The 21,659-nt window shown below is 71.5% G+C and carries 18 protein-coding genes; 13 read left to right on the top strand and 5 right to left on the bottom strand.

From position 1 onward, the window contains the following. Positions 1–37: 37 nt before the first annotated feature. The 3 genes from ACWCWD_RS22515 to ACWCWD_RS22505 all read left to right on the top strand — a co-directional run bounded on the left by ACWCWD_RS22515 (position 38) and on the right by ACWCWD_RS22505 (position 4,473). Positions 38–1,864 carry a phosphoenolpyruvate carboxykinase (GTP) gene (locus ACWCWD_RS22515; RefSeq protein ID WP_450774886.1) on the top strand — a complete coding sequence of 609 codons (1,827 nt, stop codon included), beginning with the start codon at positions 38–40 and terminating at the stop codon, positions 1,862–1,864. Positions 1,865–2,161: 297 nt separating this feature from the next. Beyond that, a complete protein-coding gene (locus ACWCWD_RS22510; protein ID WP_450774884.1) occupies positions 2,162–3,919 on the top strand; it encodes an Ig-like domain repeat protein in 1,758 nt (585 codons plus the stop codon). A 155-nt stretch (positions 3,920–4,074) separates the two neighbouring features. Next, complete coding sequence (locus ACWCWD_RS22505) at positions 4,075–4,473, top strand: SCO4983 family protein (RefSeq protein ID WP_450774882.1); 399 nt, start codon at positions 4,075–4,077, stop codon at positions 4,471–4,473. 102 nt (positions 4,474–4,575) lie between these two features. On the opposite strand, the gene ACWCWD_RS22500 is transcribed toward ACWCWD_RS22505, so the two are convergent. Continuing rightward, positions 4,576–5,787 carry a pyridoxal phosphate-dependent aminotransferase gene (locus ACWCWD_RS22500; RefSeq protein ID WP_450774881.1) on the bottom strand — a complete coding sequence of 404 codons (1,212 nt, stop codon included), beginning with the start codon at positions 5,785–5,787 and terminating at the stop codon, positions 4,576–4,578. A 418-nt stretch (positions 5,788–6,205) separates the two neighbouring features. Further along, entirely contained in the window at positions 6,206–6,532 is a 327-nt protein-coding gene (locus ACWCWD_RS22495; protein ID WP_450774879.1) for a hypothetical protein, read from the bottom strand. Between the two features lie 198 nt (positions 6,533–6,730). Between ACWCWD_RS22495 and ACWCWD_RS22490 the strand changes: the two genes are divergently transcribed. Next, entirely contained in the window at positions 6,731–7,663 is a 933-nt protein-coding gene (locus ACWCWD_RS22490; protein WP_450774877.1) for a S1 family peptidase, read from the top strand. Positions 7,664–7,827: 164 nt separating this feature from the next. Here ACWCWD_RS22490 and ACWCWD_RS22485 read toward each other — a convergent pair whose 3' ends face one another. Further along, positions 7,828–9,444 (bottom strand): N-acyl-D-amino-acid deacylase family protein, encoded by a 1,617-nt coding sequence (locus tag ACWCWD_RS22485; RefSeq protein ID WP_450774875.1) that lies wholly within the window; start codon positions 9,442–9,444, stop codon positions 7,828–7,830. Positions 9,445–9,568: 124 nt separating this feature from the next. After that, positions 9,569–10,930, bottom strand: a complete 1,362-nt coding sequence (locus ACWCWD_RS22480; protein WP_450774873.1) for an alanine racemase — start codon at positions 10,928–10,930, stop codon at positions 9,569–9,571. A 278-nt stretch (positions 10,931–11,208) separates the two neighbouring features. On the opposite strand from ACWCWD_RS22480, the gene ACWCWD_RS22475 reads away from it, so the two are divergent. From ACWCWD_RS22475 to ACWCWD_RS22465, 3 genes are read left to right on the top strand one after another with little or no spacing between them, the layout of a single operon-like run. After that, the gene (locus ACWCWD_RS22475; protein ID WP_450775186.1) at positions 11,209–12,249 is read left to right on the top strand and encodes a sugar kinase; all 1,041 of its coding nucleotides are present in this window, start codon (positions 11,209–11,211) and stop codon (positions 12,247–12,249) included. Then, entirely contained in the window at positions 12,246–13,076 is an 831-nt protein-coding gene (locus tag ACWCWD_RS22470) for an IclR family transcriptional regulator (protein WP_450774871.1), read from the top strand. Before ACWCWD_RS22475 ends, ACWCWD_RS22470 begins: the two co-directional genes overlap by 4 nt. Continuing rightward, positions 13,073–13,483 carry a RidA family protein gene (locus ACWCWD_RS22465; protein WP_386887679.1) on the top strand — a complete coding sequence of 137 codons (411 nt, stop codon included), beginning with the start codon at positions 13,073–13,075 and terminating at the stop codon, positions 13,481–13,483. Before ACWCWD_RS22470 ends, ACWCWD_RS22465 begins: the two co-directional genes overlap by 4 nt. A 148-nt stretch (positions 13,484–13,631) precedes the next feature. Here ACWCWD_RS22465 and ACWCWD_RS22460 read toward each other — a convergent pair whose 3' ends face one another. After that, positions 13,632–15,362, bottom strand: coding sequence for a chitinase (locus ACWCWD_RS22460; protein ID WP_450774870.1), 1,731 nt, complete (start codon positions 15,360–15,362; stop codon positions 13,632–13,634). Between the two features lie 910 nt (positions 15,363–16,272). Between ACWCWD_RS22460 and ACWCWD_RS22455 the strand changes: the two genes are divergently transcribed. From ACWCWD_RS22455 to ACWCWD_RS22430, 6 genes are all read left to right on the top strand, one after another. Continuing rightward, positions 16,273–17,139, top strand: a complete 867-nt coding sequence (locus ACWCWD_RS22455; RefSeq protein ID WP_450774868.1) for a hypothetical protein — start codon at positions 16,273–16,275, stop codon at positions 17,137–17,139. 105 nt (positions 17,140–17,244) lie between these two features. Next, a complete protein-coding gene (gene cpaB, locus ACWCWD_RS22450) occupies positions 17,245–17,952 on the top strand; it encodes a Flp pilus assembly protein CpaB (RefSeq protein WP_450774866.1) in 708 nt (235 codons plus the stop codon). Between the two features lie 6 nt (positions 17,953–17,958). Next, positions 17,959–19,242 (top strand): AAA family ATPase, encoded by a 1,284-nt coding sequence (locus tag ACWCWD_RS22445; RefSeq protein WP_450774864.1) that lies wholly within the window; start codon positions 17,959–17,961, stop codon positions 19,240–19,242. Positions 19,243–19,491: 249 nt separating this feature from the next. Next, positions 19,492–19,827, top strand: coding sequence for a septum formation initiator (locus ACWCWD_RS22440; RefSeq protein WP_450775184.1), 336 nt, complete (start codon positions 19,492–19,494; stop codon positions 19,825–19,827). Positions 19,828–19,830: 3 nt separating this feature from the next. Further along, positions 19,831–20,238: a TadE/TadG family type IV pilus assembly protein gene (locus ACWCWD_RS22435; protein ID WP_450774862.1), complete on the top strand. Its 408-nt coding sequence runs from the start codon at positions 19,831–19,833 to the stop codon at positions 20,236–20,238. 76 nt (positions 20,239–20,314) lie between these two features. Next, entirely contained in the window at positions 20,315–21,652 is a 1,338-nt protein-coding gene (locus tag ACWCWD_RS22430; RefSeq protein ID WP_390963593.1) for a CpaF family protein, read from the top strand. The last annotated feature ends 7 nt before the right edge of the window (positions 21,653–21,659 follow it).

The raw sequence follows: 21,659 nt of genomic DNA, 5'->3' as shown, positions 1-21,659 counted from the left end.
GGGCATCAACGAAATCCACCCTCGACAAGGAGCGATCGTGGCGCGCGACATCGCAGCTCCCTCCCCTCTTCCCACCCGGCACCAGGAACTCGTCTCCTGGGTCGACGAGATCGCGGCCCTCACCCAGCCGGACCGTGTGGTCTGGTGCGACGGATCCGAAGCCGAGTACGAGCGCCTGTGCGAGGAGCTCGTCGCCAAGGGCACCTTCACGAAGCTGGACGCGACGCTGCGCCCGAACTCCTACTACGCCGCGTCCGATCCGAGCGACGTCGCCCGCGTCGAGGACCGCACCTTCATCTGCTCCGCGAAGGAAGCGGACGCGGGCCCGACCAACCACTGGAAGGACCCCGCCGAGATGCGGGAGATCTTCTCCGGCGAACAGGGCGTCTTCCGGGGCTCGATGCGGGGCCGCACCCTCTACGTCGTGCCCTTCTGCATGGGCCCCGTCGGCTCCCCGCTCTCCGCGATCGGCGTGGAGCTCACCGACTCCGCGTACGTCGCCGTCTCCATGCGCACCATGACGCGGATGGGGCGGGAGGTCCTCGACGAACTCGGCACCGACGGCTTCTTCGTGAAGGCGGTGCACACCCTCGGCGCCCCGCTCGCCGAAGGCCAGGCGGACGTACCGTGGCCGTGCAACACCACCAAGTACATCTCGCACTTCCCCGAGGACCGCGAGATCTGGTCGTACGGCTCCGGCTACGGCGGCAACGCCCTGCTGGGCAAGAAGTGTTACGCGCTGCGCATCGCCTCCGTCATGGCGCGCGACGAGGGCTGGCTCGCCGAGCACATGCTGATCCTCAAACTCACCCCGCCGCGCGGGGAGTCGCGTTACGTCGCCGCCGCGTTCCCGAGCGCCTGCGGTAAGACCAACCTCGCGATGCTGGAGCCCACCATCTCCGGCTGGAGCGTCGAGACCATCGGCGACGACATCGCCTGGATGCGCTTCGGCGAGGACGGCCGGCTCTACGCGATCAACCCCGAGGCCGGCTTCTTCGGCGTCGCGCCCGGCACCGGCGAACACACCAACGCCAACGCCATGAAGACCATGTGGGGCAACTCCGTCTTCACCAACGTCGCCCTCACCGACGACGGCGACGTCTGGTGGGAGGGCATGACCGAGGAGCCGCCCGCGCACCTCACCGACTGGAAGGGCAACGACTGGACCCCCGCGTCCGGCGTCCCCGCCGCCCACCCCAACGCCCGCTTCACCGTCCCGGCCGGCCAGTGCCCGATCATCGCCCCCGAATGGGAGGACCCGAAGGGCGTGCCGATCTCGGCCATCCTCTTCGGCGGCCGCCGCGCCACCGCCGTACCGCTGGTCACCGAGTCCTTCACCTGGCAGCACGGCGTCTTCCTCGGCGCCAACGTCGCCTCAGAGAAGACCGCCGCCGCCGAGGGCAAGGTCGGCGAGCTGCGCCGAGACCCGTTCGCCATGCTGCCGTTCTGCGGCTACAACATGGGCGACTACATGAACCACTGGATCAAGGTGGGCGCGGACAAGCCCGACCAGTCGAAGCTGCCGAAGATCTACTACGTGAACTGGTTCCGCAAGGACGACGCGGGCCGGTTCGTCTGGCCCGGGTTCGGCGAGAACAGCCGGGTGCTCAAGTGGATCGTGGAGCGGCTGGAGGGCAAGGCCGAGGGCGTCGAGTCGCCGATCGGCATCCTGCCGGCCAAGGGCTCGCTCGACACCGACGGACTCGGGCTCTCCGAGGCGGAGTTGGACTTCCTGCTCACCGTCGACAAGGAGGTCTGGCGCGAGGAGGCGGCGCTGGTCCCCGAGCACCTCAACACTTTCGGGGACCACACGCCGAAGGAACTGTGGGACGAATACCGGGCGTTGGTGCAGCGCCTGGGGTGAGGCCCGACGCATCCCCTGGAGTGAGAGCGTGAACGGCCCCCGGAACCCGCATGGTTCCGGGGGCCGCGCCGTTCGGGGCGCCGGGTGTCTCGTCGGTCGCACCGTTCCGGGAGGTCGGGTGTCTCGCCGGCCGCACCGATCCGGGGGTGCCGGGTGTTTCGCCGGTTGCGCCAACTCGCGCGTGACACGCCGGTTTTCAGTAATCTCTTGCGTCTCCGGCATTCACGGGAGTTATCTGTTCCCTGCACGCCTCCGGGAGCCGCCCGGAGCCATCAACACGTGTGTGGGGGAAGTACGTTGAGGAATTCGAAGCTCCGTCTGCGGACCGCCGCCGCGGTCGCCGCGCTCTCGCTCGGTGTCGCGGGAACGGCCGTACTGGCCGCGCCCGCCGCCCAAGCCGCCGAGACCGGCACCGGGACGGCCAGTGAGCAGGTCGTCAAGCTGCCGATCAGCTCGTTCGGCTCGCTGGTCGTCGACTCGGTCCACGAGCGCGTCTACGTCGGCGACGACCGCAGGACCAGCGGTACGGGGTCGGTCCAGGTCTACGACTTCGGCGGGGAGAAGATCACCACCCTGGCGACGGACGACGTGCCGTCCACCCTGGCGCTCAGTTCGGACAGCTCGACGCTGGAGGTCGGCCAGACCTCGGGCGTGGTCTCGTTCGACACCATCACCTACGCGCGTACCGGCCGGGTGTACGGCACGTACGACGTGTACTGCCCCCGGGACGCCGGGTTCGCGGGCGGCCGGGTCTGGTACACCGGGACCAACAACGACAGCGACTGCGACAACCGGACGTACACCGTGTACGGGGCGGCGGCCGACGGCACGAACAACACCTCGACCGGCTGGAACGACACCGGCAGGCTGCGGCTCTTCAGCACCCCGCAGACCCCGGACCGGCTGCTCATGGCCCAGCCCCGGGGAACCGCCGTGACCGACCCGTACCTCGCCGTCTTCGACGCGAGCGGCACCAGCCTGGTCCGTACCGCCCAACGCCGGTTCGCCGACGGCACCGGCCAGGGCGGACTCGACATGCGGGACGTGGCCGAGTCCGCGGACGGCAGCCTGATCGCCGTCGCGGACGCCCGTACCGGCACCCGGCTGCTGAACGCGGGCGACCTCTCGGACGCCGCCACGACCTATCAGCCGCTCCCCGAGGGCGCTGTGGCCAGTGCGGTCGCCTTCAGCGGCGACGGGAAGTACCTCGCGCGCGGTGCCGCCGCCACCGGCTCCACCGCGGACCTGGTGGTCCAGGCCGCCGACCCGGCGGACGCCACACCCCCGCTGGAGTTCGCCTTCGAGGGCGCGCTCGACGGGAACAAGGTCGCGCCGCGCGGGCTCGCCTGGTCCGAGGACGGCTCCCGCCTCTTCGCCGTCACCGGCGGCGGCAACGGATACGAGTACTGGCTGCACATCATCCAGCCGCCCGCCGCCCAGTACGACACCCGTTTCACCGGCACGCTCTCCACGAGCGCGGCGCACCCCGTGGTCGGCGAACCCCTCGGCATCCGGGGCCGGCTGGAGATCGACGGGCCCGCACCGGCGCAGCCCGTCGAGGTGACGGCCGTACGCCACGACGCGGGCGGCGACCGTACGCTCGCCCCCGCCGAGGTGGACGCCGACGGGACGTTCACCGTGCTGGACGTGCCGTCGGCGGTCGGCCCGGCCACGTACACCGTCTCGTTCACCGGTGACCTGACCCACCGCCCGACCGAGGACATCGCCCTGGAGACCGAGGTGGCGAAGGCCCCGACCTCGATCACGCTGACCGCCCCGGCGGAGGGCACCAAGGGCGTGGGTCTGCGGATCACCGGCACGCTCACCGGCCAGGGCCGCGCGCTGCCCGCCGGGATCACGCTCTCCGTCGTGCGCACCGACAAGAAGGGCACCGGCACGCTGACGTCGGCGGCCGTCGCGGCGGACGGCACCTTCACCATCGACGACATCCCCGGCGCGAACGGTGAGGTGACGTACGAGGTCGGCTACGCGGGCGACGACCTGCACCTCGCCGACACCGCCACGGCGACCGTCCGGGTCCGCAAGCCGGTCTGAGCCGGTCTGGACGGGGTGGATACCGGGCGGGGGGTGACCGGCGAGCGGGCCGGTCACCCCTCGCCCGGACGGGAGTGCGGCAGCCGCGAGATCGCGCACAACTTTAGACTGATTCCAAGATAGGATGGTCTTCCAGCAGAACCTGGAGGCCACCCATGTACGAGCCGATCCGCACCCCGTCGGTCCACACGCCGGCCGACACCGCCGGATTCCCGCACCGCAGCCGCGAGGAGGAGCTGGACATCCAGCTCGCCGGTCACCTCGCCGCGCTGCTCTCCGTCACCGACGAGCTGGGGCTCGACGCGGCCGGAGACCGGATCGCCGAGCAGGTGTCCCGGCTGCGCGGCACGCCCCCCGCCCGGCACGCCGGGCTGATCGACGCCCCGCCCGCGGCCCTGCACCGCCGCGCCCACACCCTCGCCGGCCGGGCGCTCGTGGTCGCGGCGTCGCGCGCCGACACCGCCGCGGCGATCCTCGCGGCGGAACGGATGGACGCGCACGCCGAAGCGCTGTCGACGGCCGCCGGAACCCCGCGCCTGGTCCCGACCGCCTGAGGCGGAGGGTCGCCGAGGGCGCCGGATCGGACCGCCCCGGCGCGCTCACGGCCGAGCCCCTCGCGGCCGACGCCGACGTTCACCGCCGACGGCGGCTCTCGCTCACGGCTGGCTGTAACCGTCCAGGAAGTGCGCGATCCGCGTCACCGCGTCCCGGAGGTCCTCCGCCGAGGGCAGGGTGACCACCCGGAAATGGTCGGGTTCCGGCCAGTTGAACCCGGTGCCGTGCACCACCATGATCTTCTCGGCCCGCAGCAGGTCCAGCACCATCTGCCGGTCGTCCTTGATCTTGTAGACCTTCGGGTCGAGCCGGGGGAAGAGGTACAGGGCGCCCTTCGGCTTCACGCAGGTCACCCCGGGGATCTGCGTCAGCAGGTCGTACGCCACGTCCCGCTGCTCCAGGATCCGGCCGCCCGGCAGCACCAGATCGTCGATCGACTGCCGGCCGCCGAGCGCCGTGGCCACCGCGTGCTGGGCCGGCATGTTGGCGCAGAGCCGCATGTTGGCGAGGATGGTCAGCCCCTCGATGTACGAGGAGGCGTGCTCCTTCGGCCCGCACACCGCCATCCACCCGGAGCGGTATCCGGCCACCCGGTAGTTCTTCGACAGACCGTTGAAGGTGAGGACCAGCAGGTCCGGGGCGATCGCCGCGGTCGGGGTGTGGGTGGCGCCGTCGTAGAGGATGCGGTCGTAGATCTCGTCGGAGCAGACCACCAGGGAGTGGCGGCGCGCGATCTCCGTCAGCCCGCGCAGCATCTCGTCGTCGTAGACGGCGCCGGTCGGATTGTTCGGGTTGATGATCACGATGGCCTTGGTGCGGTCCGTGATCTTCCGCTCGATGTCGGCGAGGTCCGGCATCCAGTCGGCCTGCTCGTCGCAGCGGTAGTGCACCGCCGTACCGCCCGCCAGCGAGACCGAGGCGGTCCAGAGCGGGTAGTCGGGCGCCGGTACGAGGACCTCGTCGCCGTCGTCCAGCAGCGCCTGCATCGACATCTGGATCAGCTCGGAGACGCCGTTGCCGAGGTAGATGTCCTCGACATCCAGCGGGATGCCCTTGGTCTGGTAGTGCTGCATCACAGCCCGGCGCGCCGACAGCAGGCCCTTCGCGTCGCCGTATCCGTGCGCCCCCGCGACGTTGCGCAGGATGTCTTCGAGGATCTCCGGCGGGCACTCGAAACCGAACGCCGCCGGGTTGCCCGTGTTCAGCTTGAGGATGCGCTGACCGGCCGCTTCCAGCCGCATCGCCTCCTCCAGCACGGGGCCCCTGATCTCGTAGCAGACGTTGGCGAGCTTCGTGGACTGGATGACCTGCATGACCGCGAGCTTACGGCGGTGTTTCGCGTCGTGCTCGGGACTTGCGGCCCCGCGGTTCCTCCGCGGACGGCCCGGTCGGCCGCCGAGGCTTCCATCGCCATGCGGCCGGGCGGGTGAGCCGTGGGAACGTCCGGTCGTGCCGGTGGTGCGGCTTGGAATGCGCGTGTGTCGCAGCCGTGGGTGAGATGCGCCACGCGGGTCCCCCGCTCGTACGTGAGTCCGCCTGGACGGGTGTGGTGCGGACGGGCGTACGGAACGCGGGGGCGGCGGGGTTTTCGCGCGGCTTCCACCGGCCCTCGGCGGTCCTGGCTTCGGCGGTCCTGCCTTCGGTGGGCCTGCCTCGGTGGGGCTGCCACCGGCGGGTCTGCCCCCGGTGGACCGGCCCTCAGTGGGTCTGCCCCCGGTGGACCCGCCCGGTTCAGGCCCCGGCCGCGGCCGCCTCCCTGGCGTAGGTCACGGCCTGAAGGAGCGAGAGGCCCGGCTCGGCCTTGCGCAGCGCCCTGATCGCCTCGGTGGAGTCGGCGGGGCCCGTGTGACCGGCCGCCGCGAGCCGCTCGCGCACCCAGCGGACGCGCAGCTCGGCCTCGGGGCGGCCGGTGTAGGAGCCGACGAGAGCGAGCGCGCGTTCCAGGCCCGGCCGGTCGGCCGCGGGTGCCGCCGCCAGTTCCTCGCGGAGCGCGTCGAGGATGCCGGTGGCGTCGTGCAGGACGAGGACGGCGAGGTGGTTCTTCGTGAAGAGGCTCATGGCCGCACTCTTCCCGGGGGGCCCGGCCCCGAGGCGCGGGTTGAGCAACATCTGAGGCGCGGCTGGATTCCGTCCCTTGTGGGGGTTTCTCCGGTGCGTGACCATGCTCATGCCAAGGCCGGAAGATCTCCGGCCACGCGTGCGCGGGCCCGCACAACCCGGCGTGTCCGCGCACCAGGTCATCGGAGGGGACCCCCCATGAAAAAGCCTCTCGTCGCCGCGCTCCTGAGCGCCCTTCTTCTCGGCGCCGGTGCGGTGCCCGCGCTTGCCGCGACCGACTCCGGGACGACCGCGTCCCCGGCGTCCGCGTCCGTGGCGTCCGTCGGCAAGTCCGCGCCGACCGCCGGTGCGCCCGCCGCCCCGGCCGTCGCCGGTGTGCGGGCCGTCGCCGGTGTGCAGGCGGTCGGCTTCGCCGGAACCGTGGCGCTGAGCAACTGTTCCGGCTCCGTCGTCCGTACCCCCACCGCCCTGCCCACCGATCCCGCGCTGGTCCTCTCCAACGGCCACTGCCTGGAGACGGGCTTCCCGGCCGCCGGACAGGTCATCGTGAACCGCGCGTCCACCCGCTCCTTCACGCTGCTCAACGCGTCCGGCACCGGCGTCGGCACCCTGCGCGCCAGCAAGATCGCCTACGGCACGATGACCGACACCGACATCTCGATCTACCAGCTCACCCGCACCTACGCCCAGATAGAGAGCAGTTACGGCATCAAGGCCCTGGAGCTCTCCGCCGCCCACCCCGTCCAGGGCACCGCGATCACGGTCGCGTCCGGTTACTGGAAGCGGACCTACTCCTGCGCCGTCGACGGCTTCGTCTACCGCCTCAAGGAAGGCGCGTGGACCTGGAAGGACTCGGTCCGCTACACCTCCGCCTGCCAGACCATCGGCGGCACCTCGGGCTCCCCGGTGATCGACGACGCGACCGGCAAGGTGGTCGCCGTCAACAACACCGGCAACGAGGACGGCGAGCAGTGCACGGAGAACAACCCGTGCGAGGTCGACGCCAACGGCACGGTGACCGTGCGCCAGGGCATCAACTACGCCCAGGAGACCTACGGCATCGTGCCCTGCGTCGGCCCCGGCAGCGTGATCGACCTCACCCGCAGCGGCTGCGCCCTGCCCAAGCCGTAACGCCGGGACGGCTGTTGACGCTCTCCCGGGCCGCCGTCCGCGCGCGGTCCCGGGAGAGCGTGCGGCCCGGTCGGTACGCGGCCCGTCGGTGCGCGGACCCGGGGAGCGTGCCTCGGGTCGGCGTACCCCGGGTCGGCGTACCCCGGGTCGGCGGGTACCCCGGGTCAGCGTGCGGTCGAGCGGACCGAGCGGCCCGCCAGTACCTGGGTCCTGTGGCCGTCCTCGATGACGAACCGGCCGTCGATCAGCACGTGCGGGATGCCCACCGGAAGGGCCCGGGGCGCTTCGAAGGTCGAACCTGCCGCAACCGTCGAAGGATCGAAGAGTACGAGGTCGGCGCGGTATCCGGCGCGGACCAGCCCCCGGTCCGCCAGCCGCAGCCGTGCCGCCGGGCGGGAGGTCAGGTGCGCGACGCACTCCTCCAGGGTGAGGACGCCCAACTCCCTTGCGTAGCGCCCGAGATAGTGCGGGAAGGTGCCGTACGCGCGCGGGTGCGGCTTGTCGCCCCGCAGGATGCCGTCGCTGCCGCCGGTGTGCACGCGGTGGCGCATGATCCGGCGGACGTTCTCCTCGTGCCCCACGTGCTGGAGGATCGTGGAGCCGAGGCGGTCCTCGGTGAGCAGCCGCCGGGCGGTGGCCCAGGGCTCCTCGCCGTGCTCCCGCGCCGAGGCGGCGACCGTGCGGCCCACGTACCCGGAGAGCCCGGCGGAGGTGACGCCGGAGATCTCGATGGTGTCCCAGTCGATCGGCACCCCGTGGCAGCCGTCCGATCCGGTGACCTCCAGGTCGTGGCGTATCCGCGCCGCGTCGACGGGGTCCGCGAGCCGCGCCAGGGTCGCTTCGGGGCCGCCCTCGTTCGCCCAGCTCGGCAGCATCGCCACCAGCGTGGTGCACCCGGGGGTGTACGGGTACGTGTCCAGCGAGATGTCGGCGCCCTCGTCCAGCGCCCGGTCGAGCAGGCCGAGCAGCTCGGGCGCCCGGCCCTCGTTCACCCCGAAGTTCATGGTGGCGTGGGCGAGATGGAGGGCGCACCCCGCCTTCCGGGTGAGCCGCACCATCTCCTCGTACGCCTCCAGCGCCCCGGCCCCGTACGAGCGGTGGTGCGGGCACCAGTAACCGCCGTGGTCCGCCACCACCCGGCAGAGTTCGGTGAGTTCGGCCTCGTCCGCGTACATCCCGGGGGTGTAGGTCAGCCCGGAGGACATGCCGACCGCGCCCTCCCGCATGCCCTGGGCGACGAGCTCGCGCATCCGGTCGAGTTCGGCTCCGGTGGCGGGACGGTCCTCCCAGCCCACCGCGTACATCCGGACCGTGCCCTGCGGGACGAGGTAGGCGGCGTTGACCGCGATGCCCTCGCCGCCGAAGTTCCGGTCGAGCCGGTCGAGGTACTCGCCGACCGTGCGCCAGTCGAAGTCGACGTCCTCGCCGTCGCCGTTCCACCCGGCGATGGTCCGGCGGACCTCGGCGAGCGTGCGGTCGTCGACGGGGGCGTACGACAGGCCGTCCTGGCCCAGGACTTCGAGCGTCACGCCCTGGGCGGCCTTCGCGCTGTGGTCGGGGTCGCGCAGCAGCGCGAGGTCGCTGTGGGCGTGCATGTCGATGAAGCCGGGGGCCAGCGCGAGGCCGTCCGCCTCCAGGGTGCGGCGGGCGGTCGGGCGCCGGCCCGGGGAGCCCTCCGGATGGATCGCGGCGATCCGGCCGCCGTCGACGGCGACGTCCGCCCGGAAGGACGGGCCGCCGCCGCCGTCGATGACGCGTGCGTCGCGGATGACGAGGTCCATGGCGGCCCTCCCGGGGCTCTGGTGTGCGGGTTCGGACGGGTGCGGCGGGCTGAAGCGTGTTGCGGAAGTCCCGCCTGCCCTCCGGGCGGACGGCGCCACTTTCGCAACACGCTTCAGGGCGGTCTCAGAAGTAGGTGCGCAGGTACTCGGCCACCGTGCCGTCCTGCCGCACGACGGGGATCAGCTGCCACTTGTCGAAGGAGGTGCACGGGTGCGAGAGCCCCAGGCCGACCCAGTCGCCGACCTCGAGGCCGGTGCCCGGCTCGGTGGCCAGCCAGCCGTGCTGGTCGGAGAGGCCGGTCACGGTGATCCCGGTCGCCGGCCGCACCGAACCGTCCCGGGCCGAACGGACCACCTGGGCCTCGGGGAGGTGGAGGTCGTAGGCGGCGTCCCGCTTGCCCGCGTTGACGAACGCCTGGCCGTCCGTGGGGCGCGAGACGACCTGCGTCCACAGCCGGAAGGCGGGCTGCAACTCTCCTTCTTCCGGGACCCGGTTGAAGGGAGTGAGATTGCGGTACTGGCCGTCGTCGTGCGAGACGTACGCGCCCGAACGCAGCAACTTGCAGACCGGGCGGCTCAGTTCGGGGATCGCGGCGAACACCTCGGCGACCACGTCGAACCAGGCGCTGCCGCCCGCGCTCACCAGAATTTCCTCGTCCCCGGAGAGTCCGCCGAACCGGCCCGCCTTGTCGAACTCGGCGGCGAGCGCGACGAGTCGGCGCAGCCAGTCACCGACCCGCCCGGTCGTGGCCCCCGGCACCTCGCCCTCGTAACCGGCGACCCCGACCAGCCGCAGCGTGGACACGGCGGCGACCGCCTCCGCGACCGCCGCGCCCTCCGCCTCCGTACGTACGCCGGTACGGGCGCCCTCGCCCGCGCCCAGCTCCACCACCACGTCCACCGCACGGCGGGCGCCCGCCGCGCGCAGCGCCTCGTCCATCAGCTCGACCCCGCGCACCGAGTCGACGTAAACGACGACGGTGAACTCCGGGTCCGCGTCCAGCTCGCGCGCCAGCCAGGTCAGCGCGACCGGGTCCACCACCTCGTTGGCGAGGAAGATCCGCCGGATGCCGTGGTCGCGGTAGACCCGGGCCTGGTGCGGGACGGCGGCGGTGATCCCCCAGGCCCCGTGGCGGAGTTGGCGGGCGAAGAGCTGCGGGGACATCGAGGTCTTGCCGTGCGGCGCGAAGGCCAGCCCGTGCCGCTCGGTGTACGTCTCCAGGAGCGCGAGGTTGGCGTCGAGCGACTCGGCGGAGAGCGTCAGCAGCGGGGTGGTGAACCCGCCGGAGAAGAGGGGGCGGGCCTCGGCGGCGAGGGCGCCCACGGTGAGCCCCTCGGCGTCCGGCGGCAGGCCCTTGAAACGGGAGTCGATCCGCTCGTCGGCGAGCGCGGCGGCGTACCGCTCCGCGACCGCCACCGCGTCCTCGGCCGCGCCGGCCGCCGTGGTGCCCGTGTTCCCGCTACCGGATGTCGCGTCGGCTGCCATGCGGATCCCCTTTTCCCGTTTCCCGGATTCCCGGAGCGTTGCATTCTCTGCAACGCTCATTGCGTATGTCGCTCCTGGCTGTCTAACATCCGAGCCGACGCCGGGTCAACGACGGGCCGGCGCCGACGGCAGCCCCACAGACAGTGACCAGCGACCAGCGAGGAGCCCAGGTGCCCGGAACCGGAACGGGAACGGCCGACCCCGCGGACGCCGGTGCCTCCGAGCCCGCCCGGGCCGCTGCCCCCGGCGCCGTCGACGTCGTCTGCCTCGGCGAGTCGATGGTGACCTTCCACCCCACCGGGCCCGGCCGCCTCGCCGACGTACCCGGCTTCCTGCGCGGAATCGGCGGCGCCGAGTCCAACGTCGCCTGCGCCCTGGCCGGGGCCGGGCACCGGACGGCCTGGGTCGGCCGGGTCGGCGACGACGGCTTCGGGGACCACCTCGTCGACGCCATCGCCGGACACGGCGTCGACACCTCCGCCGTGCACCGCGACCCCGACCGCCCCACCGGCGTCTACTTCCGCACCGCCGCCGACCGCTCCGACCCGGACCACGAGGTCGCCTACTACCGCGCCGGGTCCGCCGCCTCCGCGATGTCCCCGGCGAACGCCCCGTACGACGCCCTCTTCGCCGGCCGCGTCCTCCACCTCACCGGCATCACCGCCGCGCTCTCCGCCGACTGCCTCGCCCTGCTGCGCACGCTCACCGCCCAGCGCCCCGGCCGGCCCCTGGTCTCCTTCGACATCAACCACCGCCCCCGCCTCTGGCGCGGACACCCCGCAGGACCCGGCGTCCTGCGCGACCTGGCACGCGGCGCCGACGTGGTGTTCGTCGGCGAGGACGAGGCGGCGGAGGCCTGGGGCGTGCACGGCCCCGACGCCCTGCGCGCCGCCCTCCCGGAACCCGCCGTCCTCGTCGTCAAGCAGGGCGCGGACGGCGCGACGGTCCTCGCCCGCCCCGACGGCACCCCGCCCGGCGCGGGGACGGACGAGACCACCACGGTCCCGGCCCCCCGCGTGGACGTGGTCGCCGCGGTGGGTGCCGGCGACGCCTTCGCCGCCGGCTTCCTCTCCGCGACCCTGCGCGGTCTGCCGGTACGCGACCGGATCCGCCACGGCCACCTGCTGGCCGCAGCCGTCCTCACCGTCCCCGGCGACCTCGCCCACCCCCCGGCCCGCGCCCACGTCGACCGGCTCGCCGCGCTGGACGACGAGGCATGGGGGACACTGCGACTCGGCCCCGGATGGGCGGGGCGCGACGCGGGTGAGCCCGTGGACGGGGGACGTACGGGAGCGGCGGCGGAAGGAGTCACCGGATGAGCCAGACCGTCGACCGCGCGCTGAGCATCCTGCCGCTGCTCGCCGAGGGCCCCGCCGACCTGGGCCGCGTCGCCGACCGGCTCGGCGTCCACAAGTCCACGGCGCTGCGCCTGCTGCGCACCCTGCGCGAACACGGACTCGTCTACCGCCAGGAGGACCAGCGCTACCGGCTCGGCGCCCGCCTCTTCGCGCTCGCCCAGGAGGCCGTCGAGAACCTCGACGTCCGCGAGATCGCCCACCCGCACCTCGTGGAGCTCAACGAGATCTGCGGACACACCGTCCACCTCGCCGTGTACGAGGAGGGCGAGGTCCTCTACATCGACAAGGTCGACAGCCGCTACCCGGTCCGGATGTACTCGCGCATCGGCAAGACCGTCGCCATGTCCGTCGCCGCCGTCGCCAAACTGCTCCTCGCCGACCTCCCCGAACCGGAGCGCCGGTCCGTCGCCGAACGGCTCGACTACCCCTCGTACACGTCCCGTTCGACGCCCAACGCCGCAGCGTTCCTCCGCGAACTCGCCACCGTCCGCGAACAGGGCTGGGCCACCGACCTCGGCGGCCACGAGGAGTCCATCAACTGCGTCGGCGCCCCGATCCGGGGAGCCGACGGACGCGTGGTCGCCGCGATGTCGGTCTCCGCGCCGAACGTCCTGGTCACCGCCGAGGAGTTGCTCGCACTGCTGCCGCTGCTGCGCCGCACCGCCGACGCCATCAGCCGGGAGTACTCGGGCACGGCCGTGCCCGCCGTGACCGCCGCACCCGATACGAACACCGCACCGTCGAACACCGCACCGTCGAACACCGCACCGTCGAAGGACACCCCATGACCGAGAAGACCGCTCTCACGCCCAGCACCCACACCACCCCGCCCGCGAAGTTCTCGCACGGGGTGAAGAAGGGGAACATCCTCCAGGTCGCCGGCCAGGTCGGCTTCCTCCCCGCCGTGGAGGGCCAGGCCCCGACCCCGGCCGGCCCCACCCTGCGCGAGCAGACCCTCCAGACCTTCGCCAACGTCAAGGCGATCCTGGAGGAGGGCGGCGCGAGCTGGGACGACGTGATGATGATGCGCGTCTACCTCACGGACGTGGACCACTTCGCCGAGATGAACGAGATCTACAACGCGTACTTCGAGGAGCAGGGCCTCAAGGCCCCCGCCGCCGCGCGCACCACGGTCTACGTCGGCCTGCCCAAGGGCCTGCTCATCGAGATCGACGCGCTCGCCGTACTCGGCTGAGCCCGCGCACCCCGCCGTACCTCCACCGCTCCCCCGGAACGCCGAAAAGCGCCACCGGGGGAGCGGTGACGCTTTTCGACGGTGTGGCTCCGGCCTTCAGCTCACGGCCGGTCGCCGATTTCTGGCGGTCCGATTTCCGTCGGGCCGGTTACGGCAGGGCGTGGACGCTCGCGCCGACCGCGCTCGACCAGGCGTTGCCCGCGGTGGCGTCCCAGTTGGTGGACCAGGTCATCGCGCCGCGGATCGACGGGTAGGTCTTGGACGGCTTGAACGAACCGCAGTTGGTGCCCTTGGCGAGGCAGTCGAGCGCCGCGGTCACGATCGACGGGGCGACGTAGCCACTGCCCGCGCCGCGGGTCGAGGCGGGAACTCCGAGGCCGACCTGCGAGGCGTCGAGACCGCCCTCCAGCTGGATGCAGGCGAGCGCGGTGAGGAAGTCCACCGAGCCCTGCGAGTACACCTTGCCGTCGCAGCCGAGCATCGAACCGCTGTTGTAGTACTGCATGTTGACGACGGTCAGGATGTCCTTGACGTTGAGCGCCGTCTTGAAGTACTCGCCGGACGTCGACTGCATGTCGATGGTCTGCGGGGCCATCGTGATGACCAGGCCCGAGCCCGCCTTGGTGGAGAGCGCGCGCAACGCCTTCGTCATGTAGGTGGAGTTGAGGCCGTTCTCCAGGTCGATGTCGACGCCGTTGAAGCCGTACGTCTGCATCAGGGAGTAGACCGAGTCGGCGAAGGCGGTGGCGGAGGCGTCGCTGTTGACCGCGACCGAGCCCTTCTCGCCGCCGATCGAGATGATGACGTTCTTCCCGGCGGCCTGCTTGGCCTTGATGTCGGCCTTGAACTGGTCGACGGTGTAGCCGTTCAGACCGGCCGAGTCCAGCGTGAAGGAGACCGCGCCCGGCGTGGACGTGGCGTCCGCGAAGGAGACCGCGATGATGTCGTAGGCGGCCGGCACGTCACTGATCTTCTGGACGGTCGCGCCGTTGTTGAAGTTCTGCCAGTAGCCGGTCACCGCGTGCTTCGGCACCGTGGTCGACGGAGGCGGGTTGGTGGTGCCCGAGGTGGACGTACGGACACTGAGCGCCGCCGACTTGGCCGACTCGCCGGCCGCGTTGGTGGCGCTGACCGCGAAGGAGTACGCGGTGTCGGCGGAGAGCCCGGAGATGGTCGTCGAGGTCCCGGTCGAGGTGGTGGCCTTCGCGCCGTCCTTGTAGACCGTGTAGCCGGTGGCCCCGGAGACGGAGTTCCAGGAGAGCGACACGGAGGACGAGGTCTTGGAGCCCGAGGTGAGACCCGCCGGAGTGGCCGGGACCGTCGGGGCGGGGTCGGTGCCGCCGCCGCCGTCCGGGCCGGTGACCGCGATGTCGTCCGCGTAGTAGGCGGGCTGGCCGTACCAGCCGTGGGTGTAGACGGTCACCGAGGTGGTGGAGGCGCCCGTCGTGAAGCTCGTCGCGAGCTGCGACCAGCTCGTGGCGCTCGGCGTCCAGGTGGAGACGTCCGTGGTGCCGGTGCCGCTCACGCCCAGGTAGACGTAACTGCCCTGCACCCAGGAGGAGAGGGAGTACGTCGAGTTGGGCTTCACCGCGACGGTCTGGCTGCACTGCGCGTTGTCCAGCCCGGCGGGGGTCGCCTTGAGCGCGGAGCTGCCGCCGTGCACGGGGGAGGAGACGGTGGCTCCGCTGCCCGCCGTACAGGTCCAGTTGGTGAGGCCCGACTCGAAGCCCGCGTTCTTGGCCACGTTGACGTCGGCGGCCTCCGCGTTGCTCACCATGCCGGTGAGGGTCAGCGCGCCCGCCGCGACGACCGCCATGGCGGCGCCGAGTGCGGGACGGGTGTGGGGCCTTCGGTGCCTGCTGCCTGCGGTGCGTTCCACTGCATCCTCCGGGGGGAGTCGGGGTGGTGGCGGGGGTGCGCCGGGGAGTCCGTGCGGGTCCGTGCGGTTTTGCGTGGGAGTCGCCGCGGGAGGGCGACGAGGGGGGACGGTGGCCACCGCTGGCCGATAAACTGGTCCAGACCAATCAAGTTGTCAAGACCCTTGTTGTTCATTCACTCGTCCTAGCGGTTGTGCGGGAGCCCGGACGACGCACCGTTTGTCCGGTCCGGGCCGATCCGTGCGCTGAGTACGAGTCCCTCCGTGTCCCGGCCCGCAGGGCGGCGGCCGGAACCTTTGCGACCGTGTGGGTCCGCGCGCCGATGTCAACGCGGCGCGCTCGTAGGGCTGTTGCCGAGGTCCGGCGAGATCGGGCTACCGCCGGCCGGACCGATCCGGTCGCCGCCCCGTCACCCGGGCCGACGGCTGCGGGACGAGGCGCGGGACCTCGGGCGGGGTCCGGCTGATGCCGCCCCGGTCCGACGGCCGGGCCGGTTGCCCCGTGACCCGGATAAAATGGCGTGTGCAAAGAAGGGTTGGCGGCCGCGCCGATGGGCATCATGCGGACGCACAGGGGAGCGGGTGGCGTCAATGAGTTCTCGTACTCATCAATTGCCGTACGCGGGCGCGGCCGACGATGCGTGAAACCTCAACGTGCGCCCAAGATCAGCGATTTGGTGAATGGCCGGGAAAACGCCGGATAAACCTCCTCGGCGTCCCGAATTCAACTACCGCCGCCGCGCGCTGATATGGGACCCGCGGCGGCGCCGTGTTCCCGGTATCCGTCTCCATATTGATTCCTGAAGACGGTTTCCCGCCTGGTAGGACGTGACTACAGTGCTGTCGGAGAACCACGGACAGGAGCGATTGCGGTCGGCGGTGCGATGCCGACCGGAGCCGAACGGGGAACAGCGTGCCGATCGCCATTGCAGTAACCAGCGCTGACCTGGTGCTGCCACCGACCGACCAGCAGACACCGACCGCCGCCCTGCTGCACGCACCGGAGGATCAGGCGCTGGAACTCGCCGTCGGCGACATCCATCTCCTGCTGGAGCAGCACGGATACGTGATCGCCGTGTACCCGTCCTCCCTTCCGCCCGCCCACGAGCGACGGCTGTACGCCATCCGTTCGGTGCTGGAGAGCGACCGGATCGCGCTGCTCAAAGTAGATCTTCCGCCGCTCGGAATCGCCGTACTCGTACGGCAGTTGAGGCAACTCTCCATCTGTGACTTCAGCCCCGGCGTGGTCGCGTCCGCCGTCCGGCTGCTCGCCCACTACATCCACGCCGGAGCCCTGCTGAACTCCGTGGCCAAGCTCGACCGCTTTCCGGTCAGCCTCAAGGAGCACGCCAAGTCATGGGTTCCCGGAGCCCAGTTCGCCGCACTCGCCGGAGCCGGGGCGCGACTGGTCAGAGTACGGCCCACGATGGAGCCGCTGCCCGGACCGGATTTCGCGACCCATCTGCTGATCGCCAAGGGCCAGGCCCCACAGGAATGGGTACGGGAGCGGCTGGCCGCGGACTGGAAGGTCCAGGCCATTCACGAGGCGGCGCTCCCCGCCGACTCGGTCCGCTGGTGGGGCACCTCGAAGCTGGTGGAATTCGCCTCCTACCTCCCGGACATCTCCGTGCTGTACCAGCTGGTGGCTTCGGTACGGCGGGAGAATTGCCACTGGTGCGGCATGGAACTCATCGGAGACCGCTGCGGGTTCTGCTCGTCCCCCCTCACGCAGCCCGAGAACCGCACCCACGGCTCGGTCGTGCTCGCCCGCGAAAGGTAGCGACCCGCCGCCGGCTCCTCCGCCCCTCGCCGCGCACCCCGCACCGCGCACATCCCTCCCTGTCCGCCGCCCCACGCATCCGATCCGAACGAGGTTGTCCGGTCCATGAACTCCCGCCAGCGCCGTGGCGTCATACTCCTGCTCCTGTCGGTCCTGTGCGCCTTCGGCGCCTTCGCAGGAGTGCTCTCCGTGATCAGTGACGTCAACTCGAAGGTCGGACCCGAGGTCACCGCGTACCAGCTCAAGACCAACGTCGCCCCGTACACGGCGCTGAACAGCGGCCAGTTCGAGAAGATCTCGATGCCGGAGCGGTGGCTCTCCGCCAACGCCGTGACCGATCTGCGCGAGGTGCAGGGCAAGATCGCCGTCACCCAGCTCCGCGAAGGCTCCCTGCTGCAGACCGACATGATGGTCGCCAAGCCCGAACTCCGTGCGGGCGAACAGGAGATCGCCATCATGATCGACGCCGCGACCGGGGTCGCGGGGAAGATCACCGCGGGCGCCACGGTGAACGTCTACGCGACCTTCGCCGGTGAACGCGACGGCGACCCGGCGCAGTCGAAGGTCATCGTCGCCAACGCCAGGGTGCTCGACGTCGGCAAGCTCACCGCACTCGAACCGGACCGCAGCAGCACCTCCTTCCAGATGACGCAGGCGGTGCCGATCACGTTCGCCCTCAACACGCTGGACACCCAGCGCATCGCGTACGCCGAGTCCTTCGCGGAGCACGTACGGCTGGCGCTCGTCGCCCCCGGCAGCGACGGAACCATCCGTCCGGGCGACCGTACGTACCAGCTCGACAAGGACAAGTGAGGACGGATGACCATCAGAATCCTCCCGGCCGTCGGGGACATCGACGCGGCCAGATCCGTCACCACCCTGCTCAGCCAGCTGCCCGACGCCGAACCGGCCACCCCGGTCGGCGACTCCACCCAGCTCATCGACACCCTCGCCCGACTGGCGGGAGAGGCCTTCGACGAGCTGCCGGAGGTCGTCCTCGTCCACGAACGCATCGGCCCGGTGCCCGCCCTGGAGCTGATCCGGGAGGTCTCGCTCCGCTTCCCGGCGGTCGGGGTCGTCCTGATCACCACCGACGCCGGCCCCGCGCTCTTCGCCGACGCCATGGACTCCGGCGCCCGCGGCATCGTCACGCTCCCGCTCAGCTACGAAGAGCTGGTCAACCGCATCCAGGCCGCGGCCCAGTGGGCCTCCGGCGTGCGGCGCCACCTCTCCTCGGGCAACGAGGTCTTCACCGGCCCCGGCGGCATGGTCGTCACCCTCACCGGCGCCAAGGGCGGCGTCGGCTGCACGGTCGCCGCCGTACAACTCGCCCTCGCGGCGCAGGCGTCCGGGCAGACCGTCGCCCTCGTCGACATGGATCTGCAGACCGGCGACATCGCCTCCTACCTGGACGTGCAGTTCCGCCGTTCGATCGTCGACCTCGCCCTGGTCTCCGAGATATCGCCGCGCGTCCTCACCGACGCCGTCTTCTCCCACTCCACCGGCCTCGCCCTGCTGCTCGCGCCGGGTGAGGGGGAGCGGGGCGAGGAGGTCAGCGACCGGTCCGCCCGCCAGATCGTCAGCGCGCTGCGCTCCCGGTACGAGGTCGTCGTCGTGGACGGCGGCAGCCAGATGAACGGCGCCAACGCGGCAGCGGTCGAGATGGCGGACGTGGCCGTGCTGGTGACGACCCCCGACGTCGTCGCGGTACGCGGAGCCAAACGCATCGTACGGATGTGGGACCGGCTGCAGATCCGCAAGGCGGAGGAGACCCTCACCGTCGTCAACCGCTACACCCGGAGCACGGAGATCCAGCCGCCGCTGATCCAGAAGATCACCGGCACCCGCGTCGCGGGCGTTGCCGTGCCCGCCAACTTCAAGGAGCTCCAGGGCGTCGTCGACGCCGGACGGCTCCACGAACTCGACGCCAAGAGCACGGTCAAGCAGGCGCTCTGGGGACTGGCCGGGGAGATCGGGATCGTCAAGCCCCGGCCGGGGGAGAAGAAGAACGGCAAGGTGCGCAACGACCGGGGCTCGATCGGAGGCCCGCGCGGACGGCGCGGCACCGACGCGGGCCGGGGACGGACCGAGGGGACACGTTGACCGATGACCACCACGCTGACGCACGACACCGACATAGGGAGGAGGCGCCCCGGCGCCTCCTCCCGGAACGGCAGGCCCGCCCGACCCACGCGTGACGGGAGCGGGGGGCGGCCGCTCGACGCCTTCCGCGGGACCGGGCCGCGGCTCCGTACCGCCGGTGGGCCGAGGGCGCGGCTCCGTACCGCCGGTGGGCCGGGGCCGCGGCTCCGTACCGCCGGTGGGCCCGGGCGCGACCGGGGGCAGACCGCGATCGAGTTCCTGGGCATGACGCCGTTCATCATCCTGATCATGCTGGTGCTCTGGGAGCTCGCCCTCGTCGGCTACACCTTCATGCTCGCCGGGAACGCGGCCGACAAGGGTGCGCGGGCCGGGGCCGGCGCCGAATTCGGTTCGAGCTTCGCCTGCCGGCAGAAGGCCCGCGAGAACCTGCCCGACGCCTGGGAGGGCAACGCCGTGATCAGGTGCAGCAGCGGCTCCTCCCTCTACCGGACGAAGGTCACGCTCAAGGTTCCCGTCCTGGTGCCCGGCCTCTTCGACCTGAACGTGCACATCGACGGCGACGCGGCCTCGCCGCAGGAGGGCTGAGCGATGACGACCACCACCGTCCCCGCCCCGGTGTCCGCTCCCGCCGCCTCCGGAGAGGCCCGGCGCGACCGGGGCCAGGTCGCCATCGAGTACCTCGGCTTCCTCCCCCTGCTGCTCCTGGTCGGGATGCTCGCGCTCCAGCTGGGCCTCGCGGCGTACGCGGCCAACCAGGCGGGCACCGCCGCCCGGGTCGCGGCCCGCAGCGCCAGCCAGGACTACCCGCGCGGGGACGCCGAGCAGGACGGCCGCGACGCCATCAGCGACTGGCTCACCGGCTCCGACGAGTTCGACATCGACATGTCCGGCGGAGCCGACGAGGTCACCGCCACCGTACGGATCAAGGTCCCGAGCGTGGTCCCCGGCGTCGACTGGTCCTGGGCCCGACGCAGCGCCACCTTCCCCCGGGGCTGACCGGGCCGTCCCCGCACCCCGTACCCCCTTCCCCGCCCGCGGCACCGACCGGACAGCCAGAGAGAGAGTCACGCACATGAGCCTGCGGGCACGCATCACCGCTCCCGAGGAGAACGGCGGGGCGCGCGAGGACGGCCACATGGTCGCCCTCTACCGCGCCAAGCTCCTGGAGGAGATCGACCTCGCGGAGATGTCCTCGCTGGCCGCCGCCGACCGGCGGGTCCGGCTGGAGCGTGTACTCGGCCACATCATCAGCCGCGAGGGCCCCGTCCTCTCGACCCTGGAGCGCTCCCAGCTCATCCGCCGCGTCGTGGACGAGGCCCTCGGCCTCGGTATCCTGGAGCCGCTGCTCGAGGACGCGTCCATCACCGAAATCATGGTCAACGGCCCCGACCAGGTCTTCGTCGAGCGCAGCGGCAAGGTCGAGCAACTGCCCCTGCGTTTCGGATCGCACGAACAGCTGATGCAGACCATCGAGCGCATCGTCTCCACCGTCAACCGCCGCGTGGACGAGTCCAACCCGATGGTCGACGCCCGGCTCCCCAGCGGCGAGCGCGTCAACGTGATCATCCCGCCGCTCTCGCTCACCGGCGCGACCCTCACCATTCGGCGCTTCCCCCGCTCCTTCACGCTCCACGAGATGATCGGCTTCGGCTCGCTCGACGAACAGATGCTGGTGCTGCTCGCGGGGTTCGTCCAGGCCAAGCTCAACATCATCGTCTCCGGCGCCACCGGCACCGGGAAGACCACCCTGCTCAACGCGCTCTCCGGGCTGATCCCGAACAACGAGCGCATCGTCACCATCGAGGACTCCGCAGAGCTCCAGCTCCAGCAGAACCACGTGATCCGGCTGGAGTCCCGCCCCGCCAACGTGGAGGGCAAGGGCCAGATCACCATCCGCGACCTGGTCCGCAACTCCCTGCGTATGCGCCCCGACCGCATCGTCGTCGGTGAGGTCCGAGGCGGCGAGTCGCTCGACATGCTCCAGGCGATGTCCACCGGCCACGACGGCTCGCTCGCCACCGTCCACGCCAACAACGCCGAGGACGCGCTGATGCGCCTCCAGACCCTCGCCTCGATGTCCGAGATCAAGATCCCGTTCGAGGCGCTGCACGACCAGATCAACAGCGCCGTCGACATCATCGTCCAGCTGACCCGGCACGCCGACGGCACCCGCAAGATCACCGAGATCGCCGCCCTGGACTCCCACGGCCGCGACCCGTACCGCATCGTGAGCGTCGCCCGCTTCAACGCGCAGCCGATGGCCGCGGACGGCAGGATCTACGGCCAGTTCCAGTACCTCCCGCTGCCCCGCCGCATCGCCGACCGCCTGTACATGGCCAGCCAGCCCATCCCGCAGGCCTTCGGCGTCGCCATGCACTCCGACCAACTCGCGACCCGAGAGGCCATGTAGGTACCCC

The sequence above is a fragment of the Streptomyces sp. NPDC001493 genome (assembly GCF_053597235.1).
Note: the sequence above shows the minus strand (reverse complement) of the source record. Positions and strands in the feature narration are given on the sequence as shown.

Coding starts and splice junctions, on each gene's coding strand:
- ACWCWD_RS22470 (WP_450774871.1), top strand. CDS start 12,246: ATGAGCCAGACCGTCGACCGCGCGCTGAGCATCCTGCCGCTGCTCGCC.
- ACWCWD_RS22490 (WP_450774877.1), top strand. CDS start 6,731: ATGAAAAAGCCTCTCGTCGCCGCGCTCCTGAGCGCCCTTCTTCTCGGC.
- ACWCWD_RS22475 (WP_450775186.1), top strand. CDS start 11,209: ATGGTGACCTTCCACCCCACCGGGCCCGGCCGCCTCGCCGACGTACCC.
- ACWCWD_RS22430 (WP_390963593.1), top strand. CDS start 20,315: ATGAGCCTGCGGGCACGCATCACCGCTCCCGAGGAGAACGGCGGGGCG.
- ACWCWD_RS22485 (WP_450774875.1), bottom strand. CDS start 9,444: ATGGACCTCGTCATCCGCGACGCACGCGTCATCGACGGCGGCGGCGGC.
- ACWCWD_RS22495 (WP_450774879.1), bottom strand. CDS start 6,532: ATGAGCCTCTTCACGAAGAACCACCTCGCCGTCCTCGTCCTGCACGAC.
- ACWCWD_RS22435 (WP_450774862.1), top strand. CDS start 19,831: ATGACGACCACCACCGTCCCCGCCCCGGTGTCCGCTCCCGCCGCCTCC.
- cpaB (WP_450774866.1), top strand. CDS start 17,245: ATGAACTCCCGCCAGCGCCGTGGCGTCATACTCCTGCTCCTGTCGGTC.
- ACWCWD_RS22505 (WP_450774882.1), top strand. CDS start 4,075: ATGTACGAGCCGATCCGCACCCCGTCGGTCCACACGCCGGCCGACACC.
- ACWCWD_RS22445 (WP_450774864.1), top strand. CDS start 17,959: ATGACCATCAGAATCCTCCCGGCCGTCGGGGACATCGACGCGGCCAGA.
- ACWCWD_RS22500 (WP_450774881.1), bottom strand. CDS start 5,787: ATGCAGGTCATCCAGTCCACGAAGCTCGCCAACGTCTGCTACGAGATC.
- ACWCWD_RS22480 (WP_450774873.1), bottom strand. CDS start 10,930: ATGGCAGCCGACGCGACATCCGGTAGCGGGAACACGGGCACCACGGCG.
- ACWCWD_RS22465 (WP_386887679.1), top strand. CDS start 13,073: ATGACCGAGAAGACCGCTCTCACGCCCAGCACCCACACCACCCCGCCC.